Annotated in this window: 17 protein-coding genes and 1 pseudogene; 15 read left to right on the top strand and 3 right to left on the bottom strand. The window is 61.0% G+C overall.

Features of this window, described 5'->3' with window-relative positions; all coding sequences use genetic code 11:
- The first annotated feature begins 121 nt into the window (after positions 1-121).
- The 11 genes from E0T84_RS21140 to E0T84_RS21090 all read left to right on the top strand — a co-directional run bounded on the left by E0T84_RS21140 (position 122) and on the right by E0T84_RS21090 (position 16,543).
- Complete coding sequence (locus E0T84_RS21140) at positions 122-3,112, top strand: ATP-binding protein (protein WP_165608876.1); 2,991 nt, start codon at positions 122-124, stop codon at positions 3,110-3,112.
- Positions 3,102-5,123: a hypothetical protein gene (locus E0T84_RS21135; protein ID WP_048895757.1), complete on the top strand. Its 2,022-nt coding sequence runs from the start codon at positions 3,102-3,104 to the stop codon at positions 5,121-5,123. Before E0T84_RS21140 ends, E0T84_RS21135 begins: the two co-directional genes overlap by 11 nt.
- A 346-nt stretch (positions 5,124-5,469) precedes the next feature.
- Entirely contained in the window at positions 5,470-6,630 is a 1,161-nt protein-coding gene (locus E0T84_RS21130) for an AAA family ATPase (protein ID WP_064925360.1), read from the top strand.
- 20 nt (positions 6,631-6,650) lie between these two features.
- Positions 6,651-7,238 (top strand): hypothetical protein, encoded by a 588-nt coding sequence (locus tag E0T84_RS21125; RefSeq protein ID WP_064925362.1) that lies wholly within the window; start codon positions 6,651-6,653, stop codon positions 7,236-7,238.
- A gap of 2 nt (positions 7,239-7,240) precedes the next feature.
- Positions 7,241-8,725, top strand: coding sequence for a type VII secretion integral membrane protein EccD (eccD, locus tag E0T84_RS21120; protein ID WP_064925364.1), 1,485 nt, complete (start codon positions 7,241-7,243; stop codon positions 8,723-8,725).
- 14 nt (positions 8,726-8,739) lie between these two features.
- A complete protein-coding gene (gene mycP / locus E0T84_RS21115; protein WP_064925366.1) occupies positions 8,740-10,113 on the top strand; it encodes a type VII secretion-associated serine protease mycosin in 1,374 nt (457 codons plus the stop codon).
- A gap of 2 nt (positions 10,114-10,115) precedes the next feature.
- Positions 10,116-11,702: a hypothetical protein gene (locus E0T84_RS21110; RefSeq protein ID WP_064925368.1), complete on the top strand. Its 1,587-nt coding sequence runs from the start codon at positions 10,116-10,118 to the stop codon at positions 11,700-11,702.
- A 26-nt stretch (positions 11,703-11,728) separates the two neighbouring features.
- Positions 11,729-12,349 (top strand): hypothetical protein, encoded by a 621-nt coding sequence (locus tag E0T84_RS21105; RefSeq protein WP_131813059.1) that lies wholly within the window; start codon positions 11,729-11,731, stop codon positions 12,347-12,349.
- Between the two features lie 143 nt (positions 12,350-12,492).
- A complete protein-coding gene (locus tag E0T84_RS21100) occupies positions 12,493-15,675 on the top strand; it encodes an FtsK/SpoIIIE domain-containing protein (RefSeq protein ID WP_138745442.1) in 3,183 nt (1,060 codons plus the stop codon).
- Positions 15,676-15,706: 31 nt separating this feature from the next.
- On the top strand, positions 15,707-15,994 hold the full coding sequence (locus E0T84_RS21095; RefSeq protein ID WP_064925374.1) for a DUF4031 domain-containing protein: 288 nt from the start codon (positions 15,707-15,709) through the stop codon (positions 15,992-15,994).
- A gap of 27 nt (positions 15,995-16,021) precedes the next feature.
- A complete protein-coding gene (locus tag E0T84_RS21090; protein WP_064925376.1) occupies positions 16,022-16,543 on the top strand; it encodes a hypothetical protein in 522 nt (173 codons plus the stop codon).
- 416 nt (positions 16,544-16,959) lie between these two features.
- Here E0T84_RS21090 and E0T84_RS21085 read toward each other — a convergent pair whose 3' ends face one another.
- Entirely contained in the window at positions 16,960-17,379 is a 420-nt protein-coding gene (locus E0T84_RS21085; RefSeq protein ID WP_064925378.1) for a histone-like nucleoid-structuring protein Lsr2, read from the bottom strand.
- 252 nt (positions 17,380-17,631) lie between these two features.
- Between E0T84_RS21085 and E0T84_RS21080 the strand changes: the two genes are divergently transcribed.
- Positions 17,632-17,841 carry a hypothetical protein gene (locus E0T84_RS21080; protein WP_064925380.1) on the top strand — a complete coding sequence of 70 codons (210 nt, stop codon included), beginning with the start codon at positions 17,632-17,634 and terminating at the stop codon, positions 17,839-17,841.
- Between the two features lie 165 nt (positions 17,842-18,006).
- Positions 18,007-18,516, top strand: a pseudogene (locus E0T84_RS21075) (exonuclease domain-containing protein); the annotation flags it as partial.
- 46 nt (positions 18,517-18,562) lie between these two features.
- Here E0T84_RS21075 and E0T84_RS21070 read toward each other — a convergent pair.
- Entirely contained in the window at positions 18,563-19,054 is a 492-nt protein-coding gene (locus E0T84_RS21070) for a hypothetical protein (protein ID WP_064925383.1), read from the bottom strand.
- 133 nt (positions 19,055-19,187) lie between these two features.
- Between E0T84_RS21070 and E0T84_RS21065 the strand changes: the two genes are divergently transcribed.
- Positions 19,188-19,988: a hypothetical protein gene (locus E0T84_RS21065; protein WP_064925385.1), complete on the top strand. Its 801-nt coding sequence runs from the start codon at positions 19,188-19,190 to the stop codon at positions 19,986-19,988.
- A gap of 403 nt (positions 19,989-20,391) precedes the next feature.
- Here E0T84_RS21065 and E0T84_RS21055 read toward each other — a convergent pair whose 3' ends face one another.
- On the bottom strand, positions 20,392-21,288 hold the full coding sequence (locus tag E0T84_RS21055; protein ID WP_131813060.1) for an FtsK/SpoIIIE domain-containing protein: 897 nt from the start codon (positions 21,286-21,288) through the stop codon (positions 20,392-20,394).
- Positions 21,289-21,523: 235 nt separating this feature from the next.
- Here E0T84_RS21055 and E0T84_RS21050 point away from each other — a divergent pair, with 235 nt between their 5' ends.
- The gene (locus tag E0T84_RS21050) at positions 21,524-21,853 is read left to right on the top strand and encodes a hypothetical protein (protein WP_131813061.1); all 330 of its coding nucleotides are present in this window, start codon (positions 21,524-21,526) and stop codon (positions 21,851-21,853) included.
- Positions 21,854-21,871: the final 18 nt, after the last annotated feature.

Below are 21,871 nucleotides of genomic sequence, written 5' to 3'. Positions count from 1 at the left end.
TCGCAGTCCAGGCAGATCAAGAAAATCCGTAAACCGCGCACCCGGCAGTTGGCTTTAAGCGGACTGACGCCCCGAACAGCATGCGACGATTGTTCTGACGTGCTCGATGGGAAGGAAATCAATGCGGCGGATCTGGTTCTTCACCGCACGACAACGGCCGCCGTTCGAATGGTCAGTGCTTGGAACCCGCATCGGAGCCTTCACTGGCTCCATCGGCCTAAGTGGATTTGCCGCGATGTTCGTTCTTACCAACATCGACCACACACTGGCCGGATGGACCGTATGCGGCATTGCGGTCGCAGCCGCACTAGTCACCGCACATTGGCTGACAACAATGGCACCCCCCCGTCCGGGCGTCGCATTAAGGGAAGGAACACAGTTGGGACTTCTGCGCAGGCGTCTCAAGAATCCCGAATGGTCAAACGAGCGGAAATGGCCGTCACCGATAGCCGCCCGACACGGCAACATTGTGATCCTGAAAAACGGCGACGCATGGGTGAACTACCTCGTTGAGGGAATCAACTTCACCAGGCACGACATCGATTCGGTGGAGTCAGGGCAACGCGCAAACGCACGCCTGTTCGCAAAGCTTGCAGGTCTCGGCTTCATCAGCGAGGTGTATGCGCGTGGCGTCAAGGTCAAGGTGCCCGCAGAAGTCTTGACCCGTCGCTGCATCGATCACGTTCCCAACTGGGCTCAGTATGAGAAGACGTGGTACCGCGCCGCGAATGAGGGATTGAACTACTTCAACAACATGTACAAAACGGGGGAGCGCAACAGTTTCGAACGCCCGTTCTGGCTGGGAATGAAAGTCGGCTCGGTCGACCTGAAACTCTATGAGCGCGTCCTGGACTCGGTTGGGCTCGCCAGCACGCAGGCCGGCGTGGACACCCAAGAAGTCCAATCACGCGAACGGCAGATCTGGGAAGCGATACCGCCCGAGTTCCGGGCCGCTCGCACGAATCCTGGCGACCTAGATTGGCTGCTGGAACGTGCGAGCACGTTGGGGTTGAGTGGCTCCACTGTACCCGTGATGCCAGCCAGGACGAGAACCCCGTCGATGGTCCCGGGAAACAACAACTTCCGCCACGTGACACTCACGACTGGCCACGAGGCTGACTCCGTGACCGATATGTTCGTCGAGAGTTGCGCCAAACAATCTTCGGGCGACCCCAAAAGGCTGCGGCGAGTTTTCCGCGACGGGATTGTGCACCGGTATCGGTCTCTGCGCCGGGAGAGCAGCGTCGCAGTGCACACTCCGGGCCGGCGAACTGCCGACTTGCCCGACGGATACACCACCTACCAGACAATGCTGACTCTGGCGTCGGGGCCATCCATTCAAGGTTCCTACGCGATTCAGAAAATGACCGGGATCGTTGACGGCTTCCACGGCCTCGATGCCGATGTCGTGATCCGCGTGACCTTCACACCGTTACCTGGACGCAAAGCAGCCAAAGTGCTCGCAAAGGCACAGCGACGCAACGATGCTGACGACGAGGCACTGTCACGGTCGGAGTTCGACGCTGTTGAATATGCCGAGAAAGACGCGCAGCTTCGAAACCTGTACCGCCCTGCCAGCAGCGAGAACATGCTGGCCAACGTTCACCTCAGTTTCGTTTTCGGCGCAGCCAACCACCGGGCTCTTGATCACAAGGTTCAACGAGTCATCGACGAGATGGCTTCCACCGAAGATGGCAGCGACGACAGCTTCCAGCTGTATCGACACGTCGGCTCACAGGTCGAGCTGTGGCAGGCGATGCTTCCGTGCACCGCAGCCACCGGCCTGATCGAAGACACGCGACTCAGCCTCACCCCTGCACTGCTGGGCGCGGTCATGCCGCTTCGACGCCAAACACTGGGTGATCCCTACGGCTGGCCGATCGGAGTGAACAAGGAGAACTCACTCGGCCAGGTTGTGTACAACGATCTGATCAATCCCACTGCCGGCGGAGACGGCTCCATTCTGCTTTTCGGGGAGCAAGGCGTCGGCAAATCGGAGTTCATCAAGGTGCTCAGCGGCGCCGTCCACGATCTACTCGGGGAAGTGTGGTCTATCGACCCAGTTGGCGAGATGGTGGTCTTCGCAGCGGAGTTCCCTGACTCGATTCCTGTTGACCTCATGGCGCCCAAGGTCTCGCTGGATCTGCTGAAATGTCTTCCGGCCGAAGAAGCAACCCCAGCGTGGCTGGACACGTGGTGCCCGCTGCTCGGTGTGGAACTCAACTCCAGCGAGTACGAGCGGCTGGCTACCGTCATCGCACCCGCCTATCGGGAAGTGCACTACAGTCCGCTCAGCACTGCCCCCGGACTGCGAACGACCCGCCAGGTTTTCGAACACATCGCGCACCAAAGTGATGAAGTCGCCGTCCAGCTGCGCCGAGCATTCAACGCCATCAAGGCACTTCCCGGAGCTGCCTGCTTGCTCGACCCAGTTGACGTAGACAGCGGAAAAGTCAAAGATCTGCCGGCATTCAACGCCAGCCAGTCGCGTTTCGTAGTGTTCAACACCCGCCAATACCTTCTCCGCGACGGGGAGACCGCCACCGCGACAAGCAGCCGCATGGCCACGGCTGTTTTCACCACGATCGCCGCGCTGGCCAAGTTCTACTTCGACCGATCGCAGCGAGTCAACCTCTTCACGCTCGACGAGGCCCACTCCTACGACGCGCCGATCATCAAGCGCAACATCCTGTCCGACACCAACAAGAAGGGGCGCAAATTTAAGAACATCGTGCTGGTCGGCACCCAGACAGCCCAAGACCTTGGCGACAGCCTGGACTTGGTGACAAAACGGGGGAGCTTCCGCCAACGCTCTACTGAGAACGCTATCCCTGCGCTAGCCAAAGTTCACGTCCCGCCGACACCGCGAGCACTGAAGCTGATTGCGCACGAGCTCTCACCGATCGGCGACGACCCTGAACGCCCCAATCAGGTTCGGCCCGGCCGCGAAGGCGAACTGTTGTGGTACGACGGGGCACGCGTGGGCAAGATGCAAACCTTCCTGCCGTTCATTCCCAAACGCGTGACCGCTGCGGACACCAGGCCGGACAAAATCCTGCGCGTCGACGATTTGGAGTCGGCCAACACCGAAGGCCGCCACCGTGTGGGCTAACTGGGTCCTGGCCCCCCTTAACCTCATTGACCGCAACGGTGCAAAGGTCGCGCATTACCGACTCTTCCTGGATGGCGGATGGGGGCCAGGTGAATTCTTCGCCTGGTTCACCAGCGACATCATGTACCTGTTCGTCATCATCCCGTCGGCCTACTCCTCGCAGCTGCTGGATTTCGCAATCAATCCAGGGGGCTGGCTAACTCCCATCGAAAAAGCCTGGACCACAGTCACAGGCGCAATCTTTGCGTTCATCTCGCCGACCGTGCTTCTGGCGGCGGTGTTCCTTGCTGCACTACTCGTCATCGCAATCCGAGCTCGCAACACCGACGAGGCGCTCAAGGCGATGGCTCAGCGCACTGTGGCGTCGCTGGGCATGTACGTTCTCATCCTCGCGCTGCTCTACAACCCGGCCGGGACCCTGCGAAATGTTCTCACCGGTTGGGTCAGGCTTTTGGGAGGCTTCACCGACGACGCCGCTGCCATCGCCGGCACGACTCCCACCCAGGCTACGCAGCCGCCGGCAACCGAGGTGGGTGATGTCGTAGTCGATGGAACCGACAGCTCTGTGCTGACCAATTTCCTGCGGCCGCTGACCTGGATGCTCAACTACGGCTCACAACTGTCCCCTGAGTGCGCCAAACAATGGGCCAGACTCGTTGAGCTCGGGGAACCGATGTCGTGCTTGGATCCCGAACAGATCCAAGCATCGCAAAGCGTCGGAACTACTTTCGTGATGACGCTGCTGGCGCTGATCCCGGTGTTCATCTTTTTCCGGTTCGGTGTGGTTGTCGTCATCACCTTCGCTACCCATCTGATCCTGGCGATCGTGCGGTTCGCCGCGGCTGCCGCTATGGCGGCCGCATCCCCGTGGCAAGACCGACCCCTCGACGAATTCATGCGATTCATGGTCTCGGCCGTGGCGAACCTGCTCATCGCCTCAGGGATCGTCACCCTGGCGCGACTGGGACCGCCAGCAGCGGTGGAGATCGCCGAAGCAATCACAGATTCCACACTGGTGCATTTCGCCGTCTTGGTAGCGGCCTATTACGTGCTCACCACCTTCGTGTGGGCGCTCGAAAAGCAGTTCGGCCCGATTCGCAACTGGCTGCTGAAATCGGCAACCAACGCCACCCCGAACGCACAGGACCCCTCGTCGCGGTGGTGGTCACTTGCGTTCCCCGGTGGTTTGAACCCTCAAGCTACGGCCCTGGATCGAATGATCTCCACTGCGCGGCAACGAGGATCGCAATGGGCCAACCAAACACGCGAGCAGGTCAAACAAATGGCAAACGACAAACTTCTGTCGAGCACAGCAGGCAGCCCCGCCGCAGGATCAACCAGCGTCGCAGCAGCAACGCCGGGCGCAATCTCCGACACCCCACAGACTCACGGTGCAATGGCCGTGGTGAACACCATCGGTGACCACGCCGGCCAACCTCTCGCCCCACCAGTGATGACCAAAGTGCAATCGATTCTGAATCGGCTCACACCGCGGAGCTCACACCGGCCCCAGCTTGCAAGCGCTCCGCAGCACCCCCAGCTTCCCTCGCCGCAGAACTTCCCCCACCCCGACTCTCCGTCCTCCGACAACGCAACCCTCCCAGGACACTCGACAACCGCGGCAGCCGACACCGCCGCCGTCTCGCCGCCACAGAGCAACCCGCACCTCATCGACGCCCGCCAACGCTGGCGCGCACGCCTAAGACAAGACGCCAGCGACCTCGTCGCGTCCACCTCATCCCCGCAACTCCTGAGCAGCCCAGACTTCGACAGCCAAGGACAACAGACAGTTTCGACACTGTCGGACCCACGAGGCAACCCGCTTGAGCCCCTCGATCCCACGTCGACATCAGCGACATACCTGGCGCGCATTTCGTACATGGAGATCATCATGCGAGCCATGGGCTGGGAGGGAACCTTTGATTCACGCGCGTTATTACCCGCCAGTACAACGTTTTTCACCTCAGGTGTTGATGAATCCGGCAACTGGGTTACTGAATTTCACAGCTGAACCGCTCAATCCGAGGAGATCAACGATGGCCCAACATACAGACCCCACCGACCCAACCCCCAGCACCGGATCGACGAACGAACCGCACAATGCCAACCCGCACAACGGCGGGCCTGAGCTCAATGGAAATGGCGGACCCCCTCATCAGTCACAGGCGCCGTGGTCAAACGTGCCGCCTGCTCCCGAATTCGAGGACCCAGCTTTCCTCCGGCAGGCGCATGCCAACCCGCACGTCGACCCATGGGAGAGAACAGAGATCAACATGCCTGTCGCGCGCAATAACCGGGGGGCCCCGGTGCCTCCGCCACCACCTGCAGAACAGGTGCGAGCACCTTTCCCCCCGCCCATGCAGATCGACGCAGATCCTGGCCGGTGGGACAGCGCGGAGTTTCGCCAGCCCGCAGACGGCCGGCACCGGATCCCGGCGCCGAGCTCTCACGCCGTTCCATCCGGCTACCCCAACAACCCCAATCAGTTCTACCCTCCGATCCCGGCTCCCACTCAAGGCGACGAGGCGGCCTGGCCGCCAGCAGTCGCAGAGTCCGCCCCGCAAGGACCCGACGAGACAGCCTGGTCTACCGCAGCCGCCGAACGTACCGGCCCGAAGCAGGGTTGGCGCGGTGGGCTGGCCAAGATCGGCATCAAGCTGTCCAAATCGGCACGTGAGCTCGACTACGACCGCGACGTGCTGCGCATGAAGCGGAAGTTGGCCTACCCGCAAAACGTCGTCTTCGTCAGCCTCAAAGGCGGAGTAGGAAAGTCAACGTCAACGATCGCGATGGGATCGACACTGGCTCACCACCGCGATGTCAGTGACGTCGTCGCATTCGACAGCGCCACAGATGGCTCGCTTCGCAGGCGGATGCCTGTCGAACAGAACCGCGCTGTCACGTCCGACACTCGGCTATTTCTGCGTTCGGTCAGCACCCGCAAGCTCTCGGGCAGTGAGATCCAGGTTCAGCTGTACTCCAACCCCGCAGGCCTTCAAGCTCTCGTGGCTGCCCAGCACTACCAAGACTACGAACTCGCCGCAGACGAGTTCGACACAATCCTGGGTGCACTGCACAGGGAGTACATGGTCAACCTGATCGACATGAGCCCAGACCGTCGCGTACCGACATTCTGGCCAGCAATCCGATCAGCACACGCGGTAGTGCTGGTCACGACACCGAACTCGGTCAGCATCGACAACGTCAAACGCTTCATCGACCTTCTGCGCGACTCCGACTACAAGTACCTGCTCACCCGGACGGTGCTCCTGTGGAACGACGCAGCCCCGGGCAATGAAGTCGTCATCGACGTCGACGCCACCAAAAACGTACTCGTGCGGGAACTATCGCCGCAGAACGATCCATCGACCTGCTTGGTCGACATCCCGCTGGATCCACATCTGGCCACTGGGGGAGAGATCAACCTGTCCCTGCTGCGCAAGGACACCAGGCGGCAATTCGAGCGGGCCGCAGCGCTGCTGATGGACAAACTTCCCGACCGCACTGCCCAGCACTGAACACACCAAAGGGAGCGAAGATGGACATCGAAGCGTATATGCACGAAGTGCGTGACCGACTGGGTGCCGCTGTCGGCCGCCGCGACGAGATTCGATCGGCCACCCTGGGACCACTGGGGCCGATACAAGACCAGATCACCGTCGCCACAGAGAAACTGCGCAACGTCCGTGAGGACGTCAAGGCCCAGAAGACACACGCCCTCAAACAACTCGCCGAGGAATCCAAACTGCGTCGTGCTGATGCGTCAGAGCAGGCAGCCAAGATCTTGGCCGAAGCAGACGCTAAGGCAAAAGAACTGCGCCGCAATGCCAAACAACTGAATGAGAACGAACGCTTGCGTGTGCAGCAGCAATACAATGGACTTCTACACGACCAGACCAGCGAGCTCGAAGCAGAAATCGCATCCCTGCGCGAACAGGAGTCGGCAGCGTTGGCTGAACTTGGTGACGATCTCGCCAACGCCGACAGCGAGTACAGGGACGAATACGACAAAGTGCTCGCCGAGCGGATCGTCACCCGAAAAGCCCTCGAAAAAATGGGGTTTGAAGCCCCACCGGTCAGACGCAAACAACTCAGCCGCGCCGGTACCGAACAGAAAGCCCACTGACAATGTCAACGACGATCAACGATGAAGACAAAGTGAACGTGTCAGTGACCATCCCACGTCACTCCATCGACATGACATTGCCATTGCACACCACTGTCTCGGCGTTTATGTCGGACCTGGTCGCCTACTGCCGCAACACCTTGAGTAAGACCAGCCGCGACACCAGCTACTTCGCCGAGCGCACCGTCGCCTGGCACTTGGAACGCTTCGGTGGACAGGCGATTCCAGCCGACGGCACTCTCGATGACGCCGGAATACGTTCTGGCGACCGGATATATCTCCGCAAAGGTAACCCCACAGAGGTCTACCCGGAGTTGATCGACGACCACGCCGAGTTCATCGCCAAACTGCAGACATCCCAGTTTGCGGCCTGGTCGGAGCGATACTCTCGGCCCCTGTCGAGCGTCGCACTGTTGGTATGCGCCGCCGTGGCCGTGACGGGCCTGGTTACCTACGTCGCGCAGAACCCCCAACTGCCGGCATTGGCCCGATACAGCATCGTCGGGGGTCTGACTGCCGTCGCAGCGCTGGTTTTTGCCATCACCTTCGTCTGCGACTACGGCGACGATCCCCAAACGGCATCAGTACCGCGCTGGGGCTTTTGGCTGGGATACGGACTGATCGCCGGCGCAGCAGCGACGGCGATACCGCGAGCACTGTCGGTCTATACGATCATCTTGGTGTCTGTGGTGCTGGCCACGCTCTCAGTGATCATCTATGCGGCCACAAAACGCTATCCACTAGTGCACGTAACTGTCGCCTCGGCCGCGATACTGGCGGCGGTGGCACCGCTGCTGTCATGCGCCTACAGCTGGCCACATATGGTGATCGCGGCCCAATCCATGGCACTGGGGCTGTTGGCATTGGCGTTCTCATCCCAAATCGCGCTGGGCCTGGCAAAGATCAACCTGCCCTACATCGCGGCCAACGGTGAGTCCTACATCAAGAACCTCAAAGGCGACGTATCCAAGCTCCCGTTGATGACGAGCAAGGACGAAACCCTCGATTCGATCTTCCATCAAAAAGAGCGAGTCGCGGCCTCGCGCTACGCGATCTTGGCGGTCACCATCGGATTCTGCACGGTCATCGCCGGATCAGCCTTCTTTGTCGGTCTGTATCCACACGGATCATGGTGGCTCACCGCTATTTTCATCGTGCTTGTCGCTACCGCACTGATGTTCCGCGGTCTGTGCAGTGGCGACGCGCTGCTGCAAACCGCCTACTGGATCGCTGCGACAGCCACGGTCATCGCGTTTGCGGCCGGTTCAGTGGCCACCGACGGCCTGCAGCTCAATGTGGCCATCATCATCGCGGCACTGACCCTGACGGCTGCTCTGACCGTCATTGTCTCAATCCGCCAGGTTTCGCTTAACAGCAACAGCATCAAGCGCGTGATCGACATCGTCGAATGGTGGGTGTATTTCGTGCCTTACGCCATCCTTGGCTACTCGTTCATGGGTCTGTTCAGCATCTTCCGGGCCTGGTGACTCACGTGAAGAGAATGCTTGCCGCCGCCACAGCGGTACTGGTGGCACTCACACTGTGTGCACCGGGGCTAGCCGAAGCGACCACCCCCTGGACCTTCGACCCCGCCGCCGACATCGCCCCACCCGACACCGACCCCGCGCCGGTATACCCGATGAAGCAAACTCACGAATGCGGGCAGTCAGCGATCCTGGAAAACTCCCAGTTCGAGACCATTCCAGCCCAAGAGGCGTTCAACACCGCGCAGCTGCACACCTTCGCCCGCGGCGACGGACAGATCGTCGCCGTCATCGATTCCGGAGTGCAACGCGTCACCCGACTTCCCAACCTGATTCCAGGGGGGGACTACGTCGGAACGACCGACGGCCTGCAGGACTGTGACCACCACGGCACCCTCGTCGCCGGAATTATCGCCGGCCAACCCTCGGTCAACGACGGTTTCGTGGGCATCGCGCCCGGTGCCACGATCTTGTCAATCCGGCAGACTTCAGGCCAATACACCGTGGACAACACACCTGAGACTCAAAACCTCACACCCGCGGACAAGAGCGCGGCCAACCTGCTCACCCTGGCCAAATCGATCGTCCACGCAGCCAACCTGGGCGCCACCGTCATCAACATGTCGCTCACAGCCTGCGTGGACGCAGGACACCTACCAGACCTGCGCACCTTGGCCGGCGCACTCTACTACGCGGCCGTGGTGAAGAACGTGGTCATCGTCGCGGCCGCCGGCAACACCGGGGGCAGCACCTGCAAGCCAAACCCTGAATACAACCCGAATGAGCCAGCCGATCCACGCAACTGGACACAAGCCCAATCAGTTTCAATACCATCGTATTTCGAAGCATTCGTGCTCTCGGTGGGTGGAACCAACCTCACCGGCGATCCCTATGCCAACTCCATGCCAGGCCCCTGGGTTGGTGTCGCTGCTCCTGCTGCCGAAATCGCTTCCCTAGACCCCACCGAGCCGCAACCCGGAGCGCTTGTCAATGCTCTAGTCCAAGACGGCAACCCGGTCCCGGTCAACGGAACCAGCTATGCAGCGGCCTACGTGTCCGGTCTGGCCGCGCTCATCCGGGAGCTACACCCGCAACTGACCGCCAACCAGGTCATCGCTCGGATCAAACGCACAGCTCACAGCCCAGCGAACACCATCACCAACATCATGGGTTCAGGCGTTGCTGACCCGGTCGCAGCGCTGACCAACAAGCTCGACCCAGGTCCGATCGTCGCGGCGGGGATCCCGCCCAAAGCGGCCGAGCCCTACGCGCCCCCGCCGGCTCCGGACACCCTGGCACGCACCATAGCTATCGCTGCGATCGCCGTGGCCGCTGTCGTGCTGGCCGCGGCCTACATCATCGGACTGGCACGCCGCAAGAAAGCGAAATAGCAATGCACTTCGGACTGACAACCCCCACCGTAGGCAAAGCGCTCACCGTCGTGGCCGCAGCGACAGCCTTACACTTCACACTCACCGCAACTACACACTGGCCCTACACCAGCTACATCACCGCCACCGCAGCTCTCGCCTGGCTGGCGGCGCTGATCATCACCTACCGAGACCGGACCGTCGGAGGCTGGATAACCCACCGGCGCAGCTGCACACAACGCATACCGCGACTGACTCAGATCCTCTCCCACAACAACACCGCAATCCTGTGGGACCACACCACCGGACACGCCAGCGTCCTCATCGAGGTCACACCGAAACCCTTCTCCGCCAACATCCTCGACGAAAACGACGCGTGGTCATCGCCAACGCTTGACCTCGATCCGATCCGCCACGAACTGCGCCAATTCGACATCCAACTCCACGACCTCACCTGTGTCACGATCGGCTACACCTACGCTCACCAAAACGACCTGGCCAAGGTCGCCTTCACCACCACCGGACCGATCAACGCCATCGCCTACGGGCGCACCTATCTACGGGTCACGCTGGACACAGCCACGTCGGCCAACAGCATTGCCGCCCGCCAAATCGACACCTACTCAGATCCCCGCGCAACACTGGCGTCCGGCATGGCCCGCACCCTGCAGATCGCCTCCTCGCGCGCGCACAGAGCAATCGCCCTACAAGGATTCATTGCGCGCAAACTATCTAAATCCCAAGCAGCGCAACTACACCGACACATCACCGCGCTACTCGGCGCGGACGCAATCGCGGAAGAGGGTTTCGCACACGCCGGTAAAGGCGCCCCGCACCTGGTCTCCTTCACCCCCACTGCAAAAGCCACCGATCGCACCCACGGTGACTGGCTGCGGGCCACCACCGAAGTGTGCGCGAGCATCACCAGGATGACCCCGGCCGGGCCCAGCACCGACCACGTCGAACGGTTCTACTGCAATCGCGTAGAACGCCTCGACACCGTCGATCTCGCCGAAGCTAGCGGTCTGCGCAGGGAGTACGGCCAGCACGCGGCGATCGCGACCACGGCACTGCCCCTGGCTGTGCCCCCACCCGTTACTGCAGTACCCAAGGCCATCGTGCCCGTTGACGCCGTCACCACAGCACGCACAACCCCCGGGGGCGTCGGCATCTACCTGGGCTACACCCTCGACGGCGCCAAACGCGTATGGCTCGACACCACCGTCGCCTGCGACGAACCACTGTGGATCATCGGCTCACGCCAAGCCATAGAACTACTGCTAGTCAGGTCCGCCACTCTCGGTCTGCGTCTCGACGTGCGCACCCCCGAGTTGGGCCACATAGCTCGCGGGCTGCGCCACGCGGGCATCAGCACACACGAACGCCCGGACATCACCATCACCTCGCTCGGCGACGAGCATCACACAACCGCGCCGGTGCGCATCGTGTGGACCGAATACCCGATCGAACAGCGTCCGCGTTACCTCATCGACGCCAGCTCAACCCCGGGCATCCTGCACGTACGCACCGGTGACAACGACGTGAAAGTCCGGTGGGAGTTCAACTCCGCAGAAAAAGCGCTTCTGGCACAAGCGTTCGCCCGCCGATGAATCGGCTCCTCGCCACACTCAACCCCTTGACCCTGGCACTGCGGTTGGGCCGCGGCGCGGCTGTACGACTGTTCGTCGTACTGCGGTTCAAATTGCTTCTATCGGTGGCAATACCCTTCGCCGCAGCGCTAGTGGCATTGGCGGCGATATACACCGTCACCGCCCCCCTTGACGCTGCGCGCCAGCTCGCGGCCTACCTTCGCGGCGGAGCACCCAACTTGCCGGCCCACCGCGCTGAGTGCCTCTCAGGCTCAACAGCTGTGGTCGATGGGCGCTTCACCCCCGAAGCGCAGAAGATCATCACCGAGATACCACCAAACGCAACAATCATGCCTGCCTCGGCCTACCTGCTCTATCGGTGGAGCCACGTGCAGGACCTTTGGCAACCGGCCTGGCAAGAATGGGACAGCTATCTGCGTGACCACATGATCCGCCCCACAGCGTCTGACATCGAGATCGCCCAAAGCGTCGACCCCCAAACCGATTACACACCCTTTCTGGTAGCCGCGAGATCCACTGCGATCGATCTCGCCAGTGGTGGCCCCGTAGTTACCGACAAAAAGCAGGCACAAGGACTTGCTGTGGAGGTCTATGACGAGTGCCGTCGCCGAGACAAAGAGGAAAAAGCCAAAAGCATCTCCCCGTAGCACCACGCATCTCTGCTCGGCCTCAGAGACTTTTTCTGCTGTTGAGCGTGTGGGCGCAAGCGGACTCGAGGCGCGATCCGGCACTTAGACTTGGGAAAAGATCTGCCGCTATTGATGTGACATCACCCGACACGGAGCGTTCTATGACCTCGGCATTGGATTCAGACAAAACGCGATACCTGGTCGTGAACAAGCAGGGAATTCTCACTGCACCACCACAATCGGAAGTCGCAGCCGTTGACGAGATGTCACGCGATGCCGCAGAGGCGTTCGCTCGGAGAATGGCCCGATACCGCGAAGCCAACCCCGGTGAGGTCATTCTCGACACCGAAGCACTGTCGGAGAACAATCGCGACCTGCGTTTGTCGGAACTCCTGGGCATTGACGACCTCGATAGCTTTTCACCTGAAACGCTTTGGAAAGAGCGTAGATTCGATCCGCGTATGGAGGTCCCACTGGGCACTCTGTACCGTGACGGCACACCAACCGGCACACCGTATATACGTGACCTGGGCTCAGGCAACTACGGCGGCGAAGGCGTCCACGGCGCGTACCAGGGGCAGTCTGGATCCGGAAAATCGATCTGGCTGGAAAACTTCGTGCTGTCCACCTGCGCTTGGCATCCGCCGGACAAAGTCAACTTCATGATCATTGACTTCAAAGGCGAGGCATCATTTCTCGGGTTCCACACCATTCCTCATATACGCGGAATGGTCAACGACACAGGCGATCCTGAGATCCTCGACCGCCTCGCGGCGACACTGCTCGGTGAAATCGAGCGACGCAAGCGATTGCTCGCTGCTGAGCAGCACCGTCTCGGCATCGGGTTGCCGGACGCAGGAAAATACCTGCAGTTCCGCGAAATGCCGAAGTATCGCAACGAACTCAAGCCACTGCCCATCCTGATCGTGCTGATCGACGAAGCGTCGATCTTCAATGACCACTACGGCAGTGAATTCTCCAAAGTCTTCACCTACATCGTCAAACAGGGCCGCTCCTGCGGTGTGTGGATTCAGTTGGCGTCACAGGAACTGCAGTTCCTGCAGGCCCAGCCCCCGCTGTGGGCGGAGATGAACTTCAAAAGCTCTCTGGTCGTCAACAGTCCCAGTCTGTCCCGCATCGTCATCGGCGACGAGGCGGCCGAGGACAACGTTGTGAAGCAGCGCGTGAAGAACTACGTCAAAGGCGGACACATTTTCTGGAAGTTCTCCGGAAGTGACCCCGTTCATCTGCGTGCGGCCAACAACCTCGCCGAGTACCGCAAACCCGGTGCACCTAAAGCCAGTACCGGACCAGCTCCGTCCGGCTCGCTGAGCACCTTCACTCTTGCCAACGAATGGGACAGCGCCGATGACACGTCATCGACGGCACCAACGCCTTCCAACGCTGGTTCCACCAACGACGGCCAGATCCGCACTGACAGATCAGAAATTTCGCTTCTCATCAAGAAGCTTTCAGTCCCGGTCGACGTCGACCTGCACGACATGTGGACGCCGCCTTTGCGCAAAACGGTAACTCTGTACCAGCTCAAGGCCTTCGGTGCATTGCAGCCGGCATCCAGCCTGACCGACCTGATGTTCCCGCTCGGGATTGTCGATCACCCCATGGATCACAGTCAGTCGCTGTTGAGCACCGATTTCACCACCAACGCAGGTAGCGTGATCATCTCGGGCACCGCCAAGTCAGGCCGCTCGATTGCACTCACCACGATGATCGTCACCTCGGCGCTGCGTCACGCACCACGGATGCTGTCCTGGGTGATCGTCGATCAAGGTGGCCGTCTCGCTTTGACCCGTGATCTACCCAATGTCGCCGGATACGCCAACCGCGGAAACACCGATATGCGTGAACGCATCTTCTCGGAGATCCAACGCGTATTCACCTTGCGTTCAAGACTCTTCGCGACACACTCGCTGACCTCGACCGCAGAATATCTCCAATGGCGCGAGAACAACCCCCAACCAGCCGACCCCTACGGCTACCTGTTCGTCGCGATCGACGGTTGGATCTCACTGCAAAACGAACTCAAACAAGACCAAGCGACCTTCGGCTGGGTCAACGGCCTAGGCAGCCTCATCGAAGCCGGCCCGTCATTCGGCGTGCACTTCGCCATCACAACCGACAACTCCGCCATGGACCTACCCCAGGTCGCCCAGAAAGCAGTGAGCCCGTTCTACCTGCGAGGCGCCGAGAACCTACCGGATGCCGGCACCGAAGCAAAGAAGATCCTCAAGGCATACCCCGTCAGCCAGCCAGGACTCACTCTGTCACCCCGCACACACAACGGAAACAAGAAACACGACGTTCTCAAGGCACGTTTCGCCGTCCCCGTAACCCAAGACATCCCAGAACCCACCGTCGCCGAGATCGAACACCTCGAAGCCCGCGACTACAGCGACGACATCAGCCAGCTCTGCGCACAAATCAGTCAGGCCGCCACACCAGACCAACGGATCCCCGTCCTCAAGCCTCTACCTACCGACCTGCCATTCCAACAGATATGGCCCGCATGGCGCCGAACCCAGATGCGCAAGACGCCACTGCCCGGCCGCCCACAACGCAACATCGAGATCCCCCTGGGCCTCAACAACGTAGACATGACCATCGCCGGACTCCCATGGAATCCGCACCCTATGCTCTACAGCCCCCACTCACTCGTCCTGGGCCGACCGCAGTCAGGGCGAACAACATTGCTCCGCACAATCATCGCCGGCATCCTTGGATCGTTCGCACCCCACGAAGCCAAAATCATCATCCTCGACGAGCGCGGAGGACTGGCCCGCGAACGTCGATTCCTCGAACGCGAGCACTACCTAGGTGCCTACGGCGACCGCGAAGACACCCAACGCATCCTCAGAGCAGTACTCAACGAAGCCAACCGCCGGGCACAAACCGGCACAGACATCGACGAAACCGTCGAAGAACAACAAACCTTCTTCGACGGACCCACACTGTTCGTCCTCGTCGACAACATCGACGGATACCGCGACAACCAAGGACCCTCACCAAAAGCAGCCAGCCTGCTCGCCGAGATCATCAGACTCAGAACCCGCGTCGACATCCGTGTCATCGCCACCGCAACCCACCGCGGATACAACGCCGATAGCGCGCGCACGGCGTCACCGATCGCCGCCCTCGACGAAGTACGGGCGCACATCCTCTCGCTGGCCTGTGGCGACGACAGAATCAAGATCCGCGATGTCCGCCCAGAGAACTTCCTGATGCCCGGCCGCGGCTACCTGATCTCAGATCTAGTTCCCCCAGCCGCCAACGGCAGCCCCCCGGTGATCCAGGTAGCACACTTCAACGGCCTCAAACGCCCGTAGAGACGCGAACAATCGGCGAACAGAGCGACCGATGACCGTTTACATCGACGACATGCAACGACCGGCTCAGGTGGGGCGGCTGAACGCCGTGTGGTCACACCTGATGGCCGACACCGACGACGAGTTACACGCCTTCGCAGCCAAGCTCGGATTACGCCGGGCGTGGCACCAGAAGCAAGGAACGCCAACCTCTCACTACGACGTTACCGAGCCAAAGCGTCAGCTTGCTCTGAAGCTCGGCGCGGTACCCATCGGCTACATGAGCCGAGAGTCGATGGACCTGTTGCGCCGCAAACGCGAAGCCATGCTGACCGATTGACCCGCTTATCGGCGAAAGGAAACGCGCATGAGCAACGACCAGATCGTGTGCAGGCACATGTTGGTCATCACCCTCGACCACATCGAACAGGCCAAGCTTGACGCGGGCGAGTACGTGTTCCCCGAGCACGTCGACAGTCGCAGTTACGACACCAAATGCATGGTGACCAACAGATGCGGTGGCTGGATCGAATGCCGTGAGTCGCACGAGGTTGAGGGCAAGAGAGCTGACTGCGGGCCCTACGACTGCGACTGTGGCGGCGAAGACGGTCCGTCCTGCTTGGGAGAGACCGAGGCCGACTACGCACCCTGGTATGACCGCGAGGAATTCGATTTCCACGGCGTCGAGCACACCTGGCGCTACGGGCACGGCTGGACGGTCCCGTACACCGGCTGCATCGTCGCCTGGGGCGACTACGAACTGCCCGATGGCTACGAGGATCTGCCGCGTGGCGAGTACCAGGTCGATGATGACTGGGATGACACCGCCTGCAATCTGCTGCTCGTGGCGTCCCAGCTACCGCCTGATCATCCCGCCTGCTTGACGTAAGGAGATCACGATGACTCAGCCAACGAGCGTTGCAGCACTGCGCATCTGTCATTGTGGCCAGCCCGCGCACGAGAACGCGTACGGCCACAGCTGTGATCAATGGCCACTGTGCGAGGCTCCCGCGCACAGTACCGATCCGACATAGGGAGAATGGAATGAACTTCAAAGCAGGACAACGGATTCGCGTCCAGCTTCCATTGCGGCCCGATCTTCATGTGGATCTCATCCGGCATCAGGAAGGCTGGAGTCAAATCGACGGCGACGGCGTGTTCCCTACAAGGACCCTGAGGTGTCGCGGTGCACCTGGGCGCCCATCTCCGGAGGCTAAGGAAAATGGACATGGTTTGGATTTGGATGAATTCCCGCCGGCAGAAGGTAACCGGCGGCTACCAATCGTCGGCAAATCGCGCGCACGCTCAGTGAGCGGCGGCCTTGTAGGCAGCCATCACCGCAGCAGGGACCCGCCCGCGACGCGCCACGCGGTGGCCGTTCGCCGCAGCCCATTCGCGGACCTCGGTGCTCGACGGCTCGGCAGGAGCTCTACGCGAACTGGCCCTACGTCGCGGCACCGGCTTCGGCTTGGCCGATTGCCGCTGCGACCGGGACTTCGGGCGCCGTGCTGCGGGAGCCTCACGCGCCAGCGCTTGTTTCGCAGCCTGTTTCGCCGCGGTGATATAGCGCGCCATGTCCTTGTTGAACTGTGCGCCATTGTCGGCGGTGAGGACCAGTGTGTATTCGTTGCCGCGATACGAAAACTCAACAATGTCAACATCGTCGGCCTCTATCGGCCCTGCGCCGAGGTCGTCCTCATACTCCACCGTGACAATTTTTCCCACGAGTTCCCTTCCAGATCGATTCGCTGCTGGCAGTCAAGCAGTCAACCCTATAGGTCTGCAAAGCGCAGCGTTTGGGACCCGGAAACGACCACCTTGCCGCTTCGACCCAATTCGCGACGCCACTACACCCGGCACTGCGGGCACCTTTCCGTTACGCAAATAGAGGCAGGGGCACCCGCTGTACGCTTCTAAAGGAGTAGGCGCATCTGAACTGATTGTGCCTCTGAGGATTCCAGCTTCGAAGGAGACACGATGGCGGTCAACGTATGGCAGCTGAAGGTGGGCGACAAGATCCGCGAGAAAGGCAAAGACTACGACCTCACGGTCTCATCGATCGCGCCGCCCATGTCTGGCGGCCGCGCCGAACGTCACGGTCCGAGCATCACTGCCCATATCCGTCCAGGCGGATACTCAACCTCGTTTGATGCCGAAACGGCCGACCGCTTCGAGAATGTCTCCTGAAACCACAACATCGTCGCAATCGGAGACGGACCTTGACGCTAGGCGGTTGAGAACGGAGTTGATCGAAACCGTGGACACCACACGCACAACCGGCCCCGCCCAGCTCTCGCTGGAGACCGCAACGTTCGTCATCGTCGATCTCGAAACTGCGGCGAAGATCCCACCCGCGACGCCATCATCGAAATCGGGGCAGTGCGGCATCACGCCGGCATCGTCGTCGACGAGATGTCTACCATGGTCGATCCCCAACAGCCCATCCCGCCCGAGATTGTGAAACTCACCGGTATCACCCAAGACATGGTCGACGGCGCCACAGAGGTCAGCGAAGCCCTGCCCGCGTTCCTGGAGTTCGCGCGCGGCGCCGTCCTCGTCGCACACAACGCCGAGTTCGACCTTGGATTCCTGACCGCGGCCGCCGCCGCCCACCACATCCCCTGGCCCAATGCCATGCCCATCTGCACCGTACGGCTGGCACGCAAACTGTTCACTCGCGACGAAGCGCCGACGGTCGCCCTGCGCGCCCTGGCTGAGCTGCTTGGCGTGAGCAACGTGCCGACCCATCGCGCTCTCGACGATGCCCGCGCCACCGCCGAAGTACTTCACGAACTGCTCGGCCGGGCCCGAGCGCTCGGAATCACCACCCCTGGCCAGCTGCACGCCTTCGCCTCTGCATAACCCCGCTGAGAGCGGCGATATCCGAGGTTGGCGAGCGTTTGATTGTTCAGGTTCGATCGACGGGTATTCCGAGGCGATGGCTACCGAGGGCAATGGCGCGCTGATGCGCTGCCCATTGGCCCGATGTGTCGCCGGCCGACCAGGTCAGGCCGTCGTCAAACCAATCCTCGAGGACAGTTGCGACGCCGTGGCGGTCGAGCACAAACTGGAAGCGGCCGGCGTCCGTGTAGTGAGCGGTCGGGTATGCGATGACCGCCGCTGGCGTCGTGAGATGCAGCCATAGGCACCCGTTTGAACGGTAAGTGCCGTCCTCGGAGGTTGTTCCGCGGCGAAGCTTCATCACAGCCTGGGCGGCGTCGCTGATCTCGGTGATCGCTTCTGCGGATGAGGTGACCAGCGTCCACGACGTCGGGGAAGGGAGTGTGCGTGCCAGGACTGCTGCTCGGGCGAACGATTTGATCGGCAGTCGTTCTCGTTCTGCGGCGCCGCGGACACATTCGTAGTCGTCATCGGTGAAGTCGAGGTTGATAGCGGGCATGCAGCCTCCAATCGGCAAGGTACTGAAATAGTACTAATACAGTACCCAGGGAGGGTTTCGTCGCCGGGTGCCGCGCCCTATTGGTACCATCATTCGTACGTAAAACCGTACGAATGATGGTACGGTGCCAGGCATGCGGATAGACCAATATCGTCTGTTCTCTTCCACGGAAGCCCGTTCGACATTGCCGGCCATCTTGGACGCGGCGGGTGAGGGGCGGACTTCTCACGTAATTCGGGACCGCACTGTCGCCGCGCATATCGTTCCACCGGATGCGCTAGTCGTCACCAACGATGTCGAGCCAGCGATCAGGGTCGCGGTCGTATCCGAGAAAGCAGCCTGGCTTGTCACCGAGGCTGAACGCAACGGCTACCGAAACGCAGGCGACAGCCTGGGAAAAGTCCTGGCCTGGACATGGGAATCACGCCCTGACACGGCTGTGCGATGGTTCGCTTCCTACGCCCTGGCGCTGTTCGACCTACTTGAAGCACGCAGGATCGCAAGACCAGCATTCGACACCCTATGGTGGGCAGTCAACGTCGCACTGCGGGGATTCCTGCTCGACGGTGCGATCAGTGATTTCGAGAGGACAATTCGTGAACGGCTAGCCGATCTCGGTTATGTCAACGTGTTCACCGCTGCCGAGCTTGCCGGCCGCGGCCGAGAGCGCGGTATAGACGATCCATGGCCTGACACAGAATCGTTTGGACTCGGGTGGGCCAAAAAGCGGTGGCGCGACATCGACGTCGGTGATTTCGTGCCAGACCCGCAGCTCCAGTACGAATTCGGCTCGGTCGACGATTGGTGTCGCGTCTTGTCTACCGACGGCGCACTGCGACGGATGGACGGCGGCGAGACGCACCTGTCTATCGATGAGAACTCGTGGGTGCCGTTCCGCGCCCAAGGGCCGTGGCACTGGCCTGCGGGGCAGTGACCATTCCCTGGACATTGTCGTCTCCCGCAAAGATCCGGCAGAAGGATAGGCGCTCTGCCTGTATGATCTAGTACTGCAGCGGGGCGCCTACATCCTTTATTAGCAATGCTTTTCGCGGGGGTCCATCATGAGCGGCGAGTTGTTTTCAGGCTTCGATGACGCGGGGTGGGACGAGGCACCGTGGGACGCCGAACCAACATTCTCCTTGGATGAAATGCAAGTACTACTCAACCTCGATCTCTCAGTCGCTGAAGCGGCCGATCGCATCGGATGTGCTCACCACGACGTTGTCAGGCTCCGGAAGGCAAGCTGAACGCGATGCCGTCACCCGGCGCCGCCGCAGCGCCGGAAACGGCGTCGGCGAGAACGCGAGACCCACTCATCCACCTGAGACCTTCAAGGCTCAAAGCGCTTTCGCAACTGGCGTGTCAGCGGTCGGGATCATGACACGGATCGGCTGTGCGCCAAGCCATCTGACGTAGGCATCCCCGGGCGAACCAAGATCATCGGGAACATCGGTGCCGAGTACGGCCGCAGCCTGCCGCTGGGGCAAGCCCAGCGCGACCCTGGCCGTGAAGCTATCGAAATAACCGGTAGGTTCCAACGATTCCCATAGCTGGTATGGGGCACCGACCACCATCCGCAGCCCAAGACGGTGACCGTGAGCGGCAAGAAGGCGAACCGCCTGATCGAAGTCCTTGCCATGCAGCCATGACAAATTGTCGACCAGGACGAGCACTTCGGGCGCGTCAGTCCGATCCGGATCATCAACCTGGCTGGCTCTCAGTGCATTTCGATAACCCTCAATGCTGGTCATGCCCGTGGCCTGCAGGAACCTCTCCCGTCGATCAACCTGTCCCGCCAGAGCTTGGGTCAGCCGACGCGCCGTCCATTCACGACAATCATCGGAAAATGTGACATGGCCTAGGCAATGGGGGAGTTTTGAACCCAGCTCAGCGTATTCCTGCTTGCCCGACTTACCTTCCACAGCGAGAATTCCAGCGCGCGAAGGGTGCTGGGTGATACACAGCGAGAGCGCAAGCGTCCGCAATAGCGTAGTCGTACCGGCGCCAGGTGCCCCGACCACCAGAACGTGATCATCAAGGCTTGTCCACCGAGAAAAGTCGAGCGCGACGACCGCCCCCTTGGCATCAAATCCGATCGGAACACTCATATCCCCACCCGGACCATCATGTGCCGCCCAGCGAGCCGCTAGATCAAACTCCGGCCCCTCCAACCCGTGCAGCTTAAAAAACCCCGGCGCCTTGTTGTCTTCATCTCGACTTCGTTGACTGGTCACGACTTACCCCCTCAATCACCTACCCGAGCAGAACTCGGGAACCTAACCGGAACAGTAGAACCCAGCAATGACACGAGCGCCAGCACCAAAGCTGCGTTCGGAACCCAGCCATCCGGGATGTCGTCAATATGTGCTGATACTGCTCCGGCCTCGCGGTGGCTTCAGCACGTGATGTCGCCGCCTGGCGCTACCGTTACAGCGGGAACCGATCAGTGGCTCAACCTGACAAAAGGAGATGGTCGAAGTGGCACTTGAAAATGAGGTACGGGCCGCTGTCCGCCCTTGGAATGAGCGTCCACAGGTCCCAACCCCGGGGACGGTCTGCGCCTCTCTGATCTGTCACCGCGTCAACGGCGCAACCCTTTACGTGAACGACGGCGCCAACTGCGACCATGCCCATCTTGCGAAGGACGCCAACGCGCTGATTGATGCCTTTGGCCGCGGCGAAATCGACCCCGGGTGGGGCAACTTGGGTGGCGGGCATTTCGGCACGTTCATCACGACCCGCGAGGCCGCTGCCGCCGCCGGCGCTGAAGGCTGGCCGTCCCCGCCGCGCAATGAGTGATGAATGACCCGCCGGCTT

It is taken from the genome of Mycobacterium sp. DBP42 (genome assembly GCF_005924235.1).
In the GTDB taxonomy this organism is placed as follows: Bacteria; Actinomycetota; Actinomycetes; order Mycobacteriales; family Mycobacteriaceae; genus Mycobacterium; species Mycobacterium syngnathidarum.
This window is presented reverse-complemented; position numbering and strand designations above follow the sequence as displayed.

Bases quoted from the DNA above. Each gene is read 5' to 3' on its own strand.
- E0T84_RS21140 (WP_165608876.1), top strand. From the start codon at position 122: ATGCGGCGGATCTGGTTCTTCACCGCACGACAACGGCCGCCGTTCGAA.
- E0T84_RS21130 (WP_064925360.1), top strand. From the start codon at position 5,470: ATGCAGATCGACGCAGATCCTGGCCGGTGGGACAGCGCGGAGTTTCGC.
- E0T84_RS21125 (WP_064925362.1), top strand. From the start codon at position 6,651: ATGGACATCGAAGCGTATATGCACGAAGTGCGTGACCGACTGGGTGCC.
- eccD (WP_064925364.1), top strand. From the start codon at position 7,241: ATGTCAACGACGATCAACGATGAAGACAAAGTGAACGTGTCAGTGACC.
- mycP (WP_064925366.1), top strand. From the start codon at position 8,740: ATGCTTGCCGCCGCCACAGCGGTACTGGTGGCACTCACACTGTGTGCA.
- E0T84_RS21110 (WP_064925368.1), top strand. From the start codon at position 10,116: ATGCACTTCGGACTGACAACCCCCACCGTAGGCAAAGCGCTCACCGTC.
- E0T84_RS21100 (WP_138745442.1), top strand. From the start codon at position 12,493: ATGACCTCGGCATTGGATTCAGACAAAACGCGATACCTGGTCGTGAAC.
- E0T84_RS21095 (WP_064925374.1), top strand. From the start codon at position 15,707: ATGACCGTTTACATCGACGACATGCAACGACCGGCTCAGGTGGGGCGG.
- E0T84_RS21090 (WP_064925376.1), top strand. From the start codon at position 16,022: ATGAGCAACGACCAGATCGTGTGCAGGCACATGTTGGTCATCACCCTC.
- E0T84_RS21080 (WP_064925380.1), top strand. From the start codon at position 17,632: ATGGCGGTCAACGTATGGCAGCTGAAGGTGGGCGACAAGATCCGCGAG.
- E0T84_RS21070 (WP_064925383.1), bottom strand. From the start codon at position 19,054: ATGCCCGCTATCAACCTCGACTTCACCGATGACGACTACGAATGTGTC.
- E0T84_RS21065 (WP_064925385.1), top strand. From the start codon at position 19,188: ATGCGGATAGACCAATATCGTCTGTTCTCTTCCACGGAAGCCCGTTCG.
- E0T84_RS21050 (WP_131813061.1), top strand. From the start codon at position 21,524: ATGGTCGAAGTGGCACTTGAAAATGAGGTACGGGCCGCTGTCCGCCCT.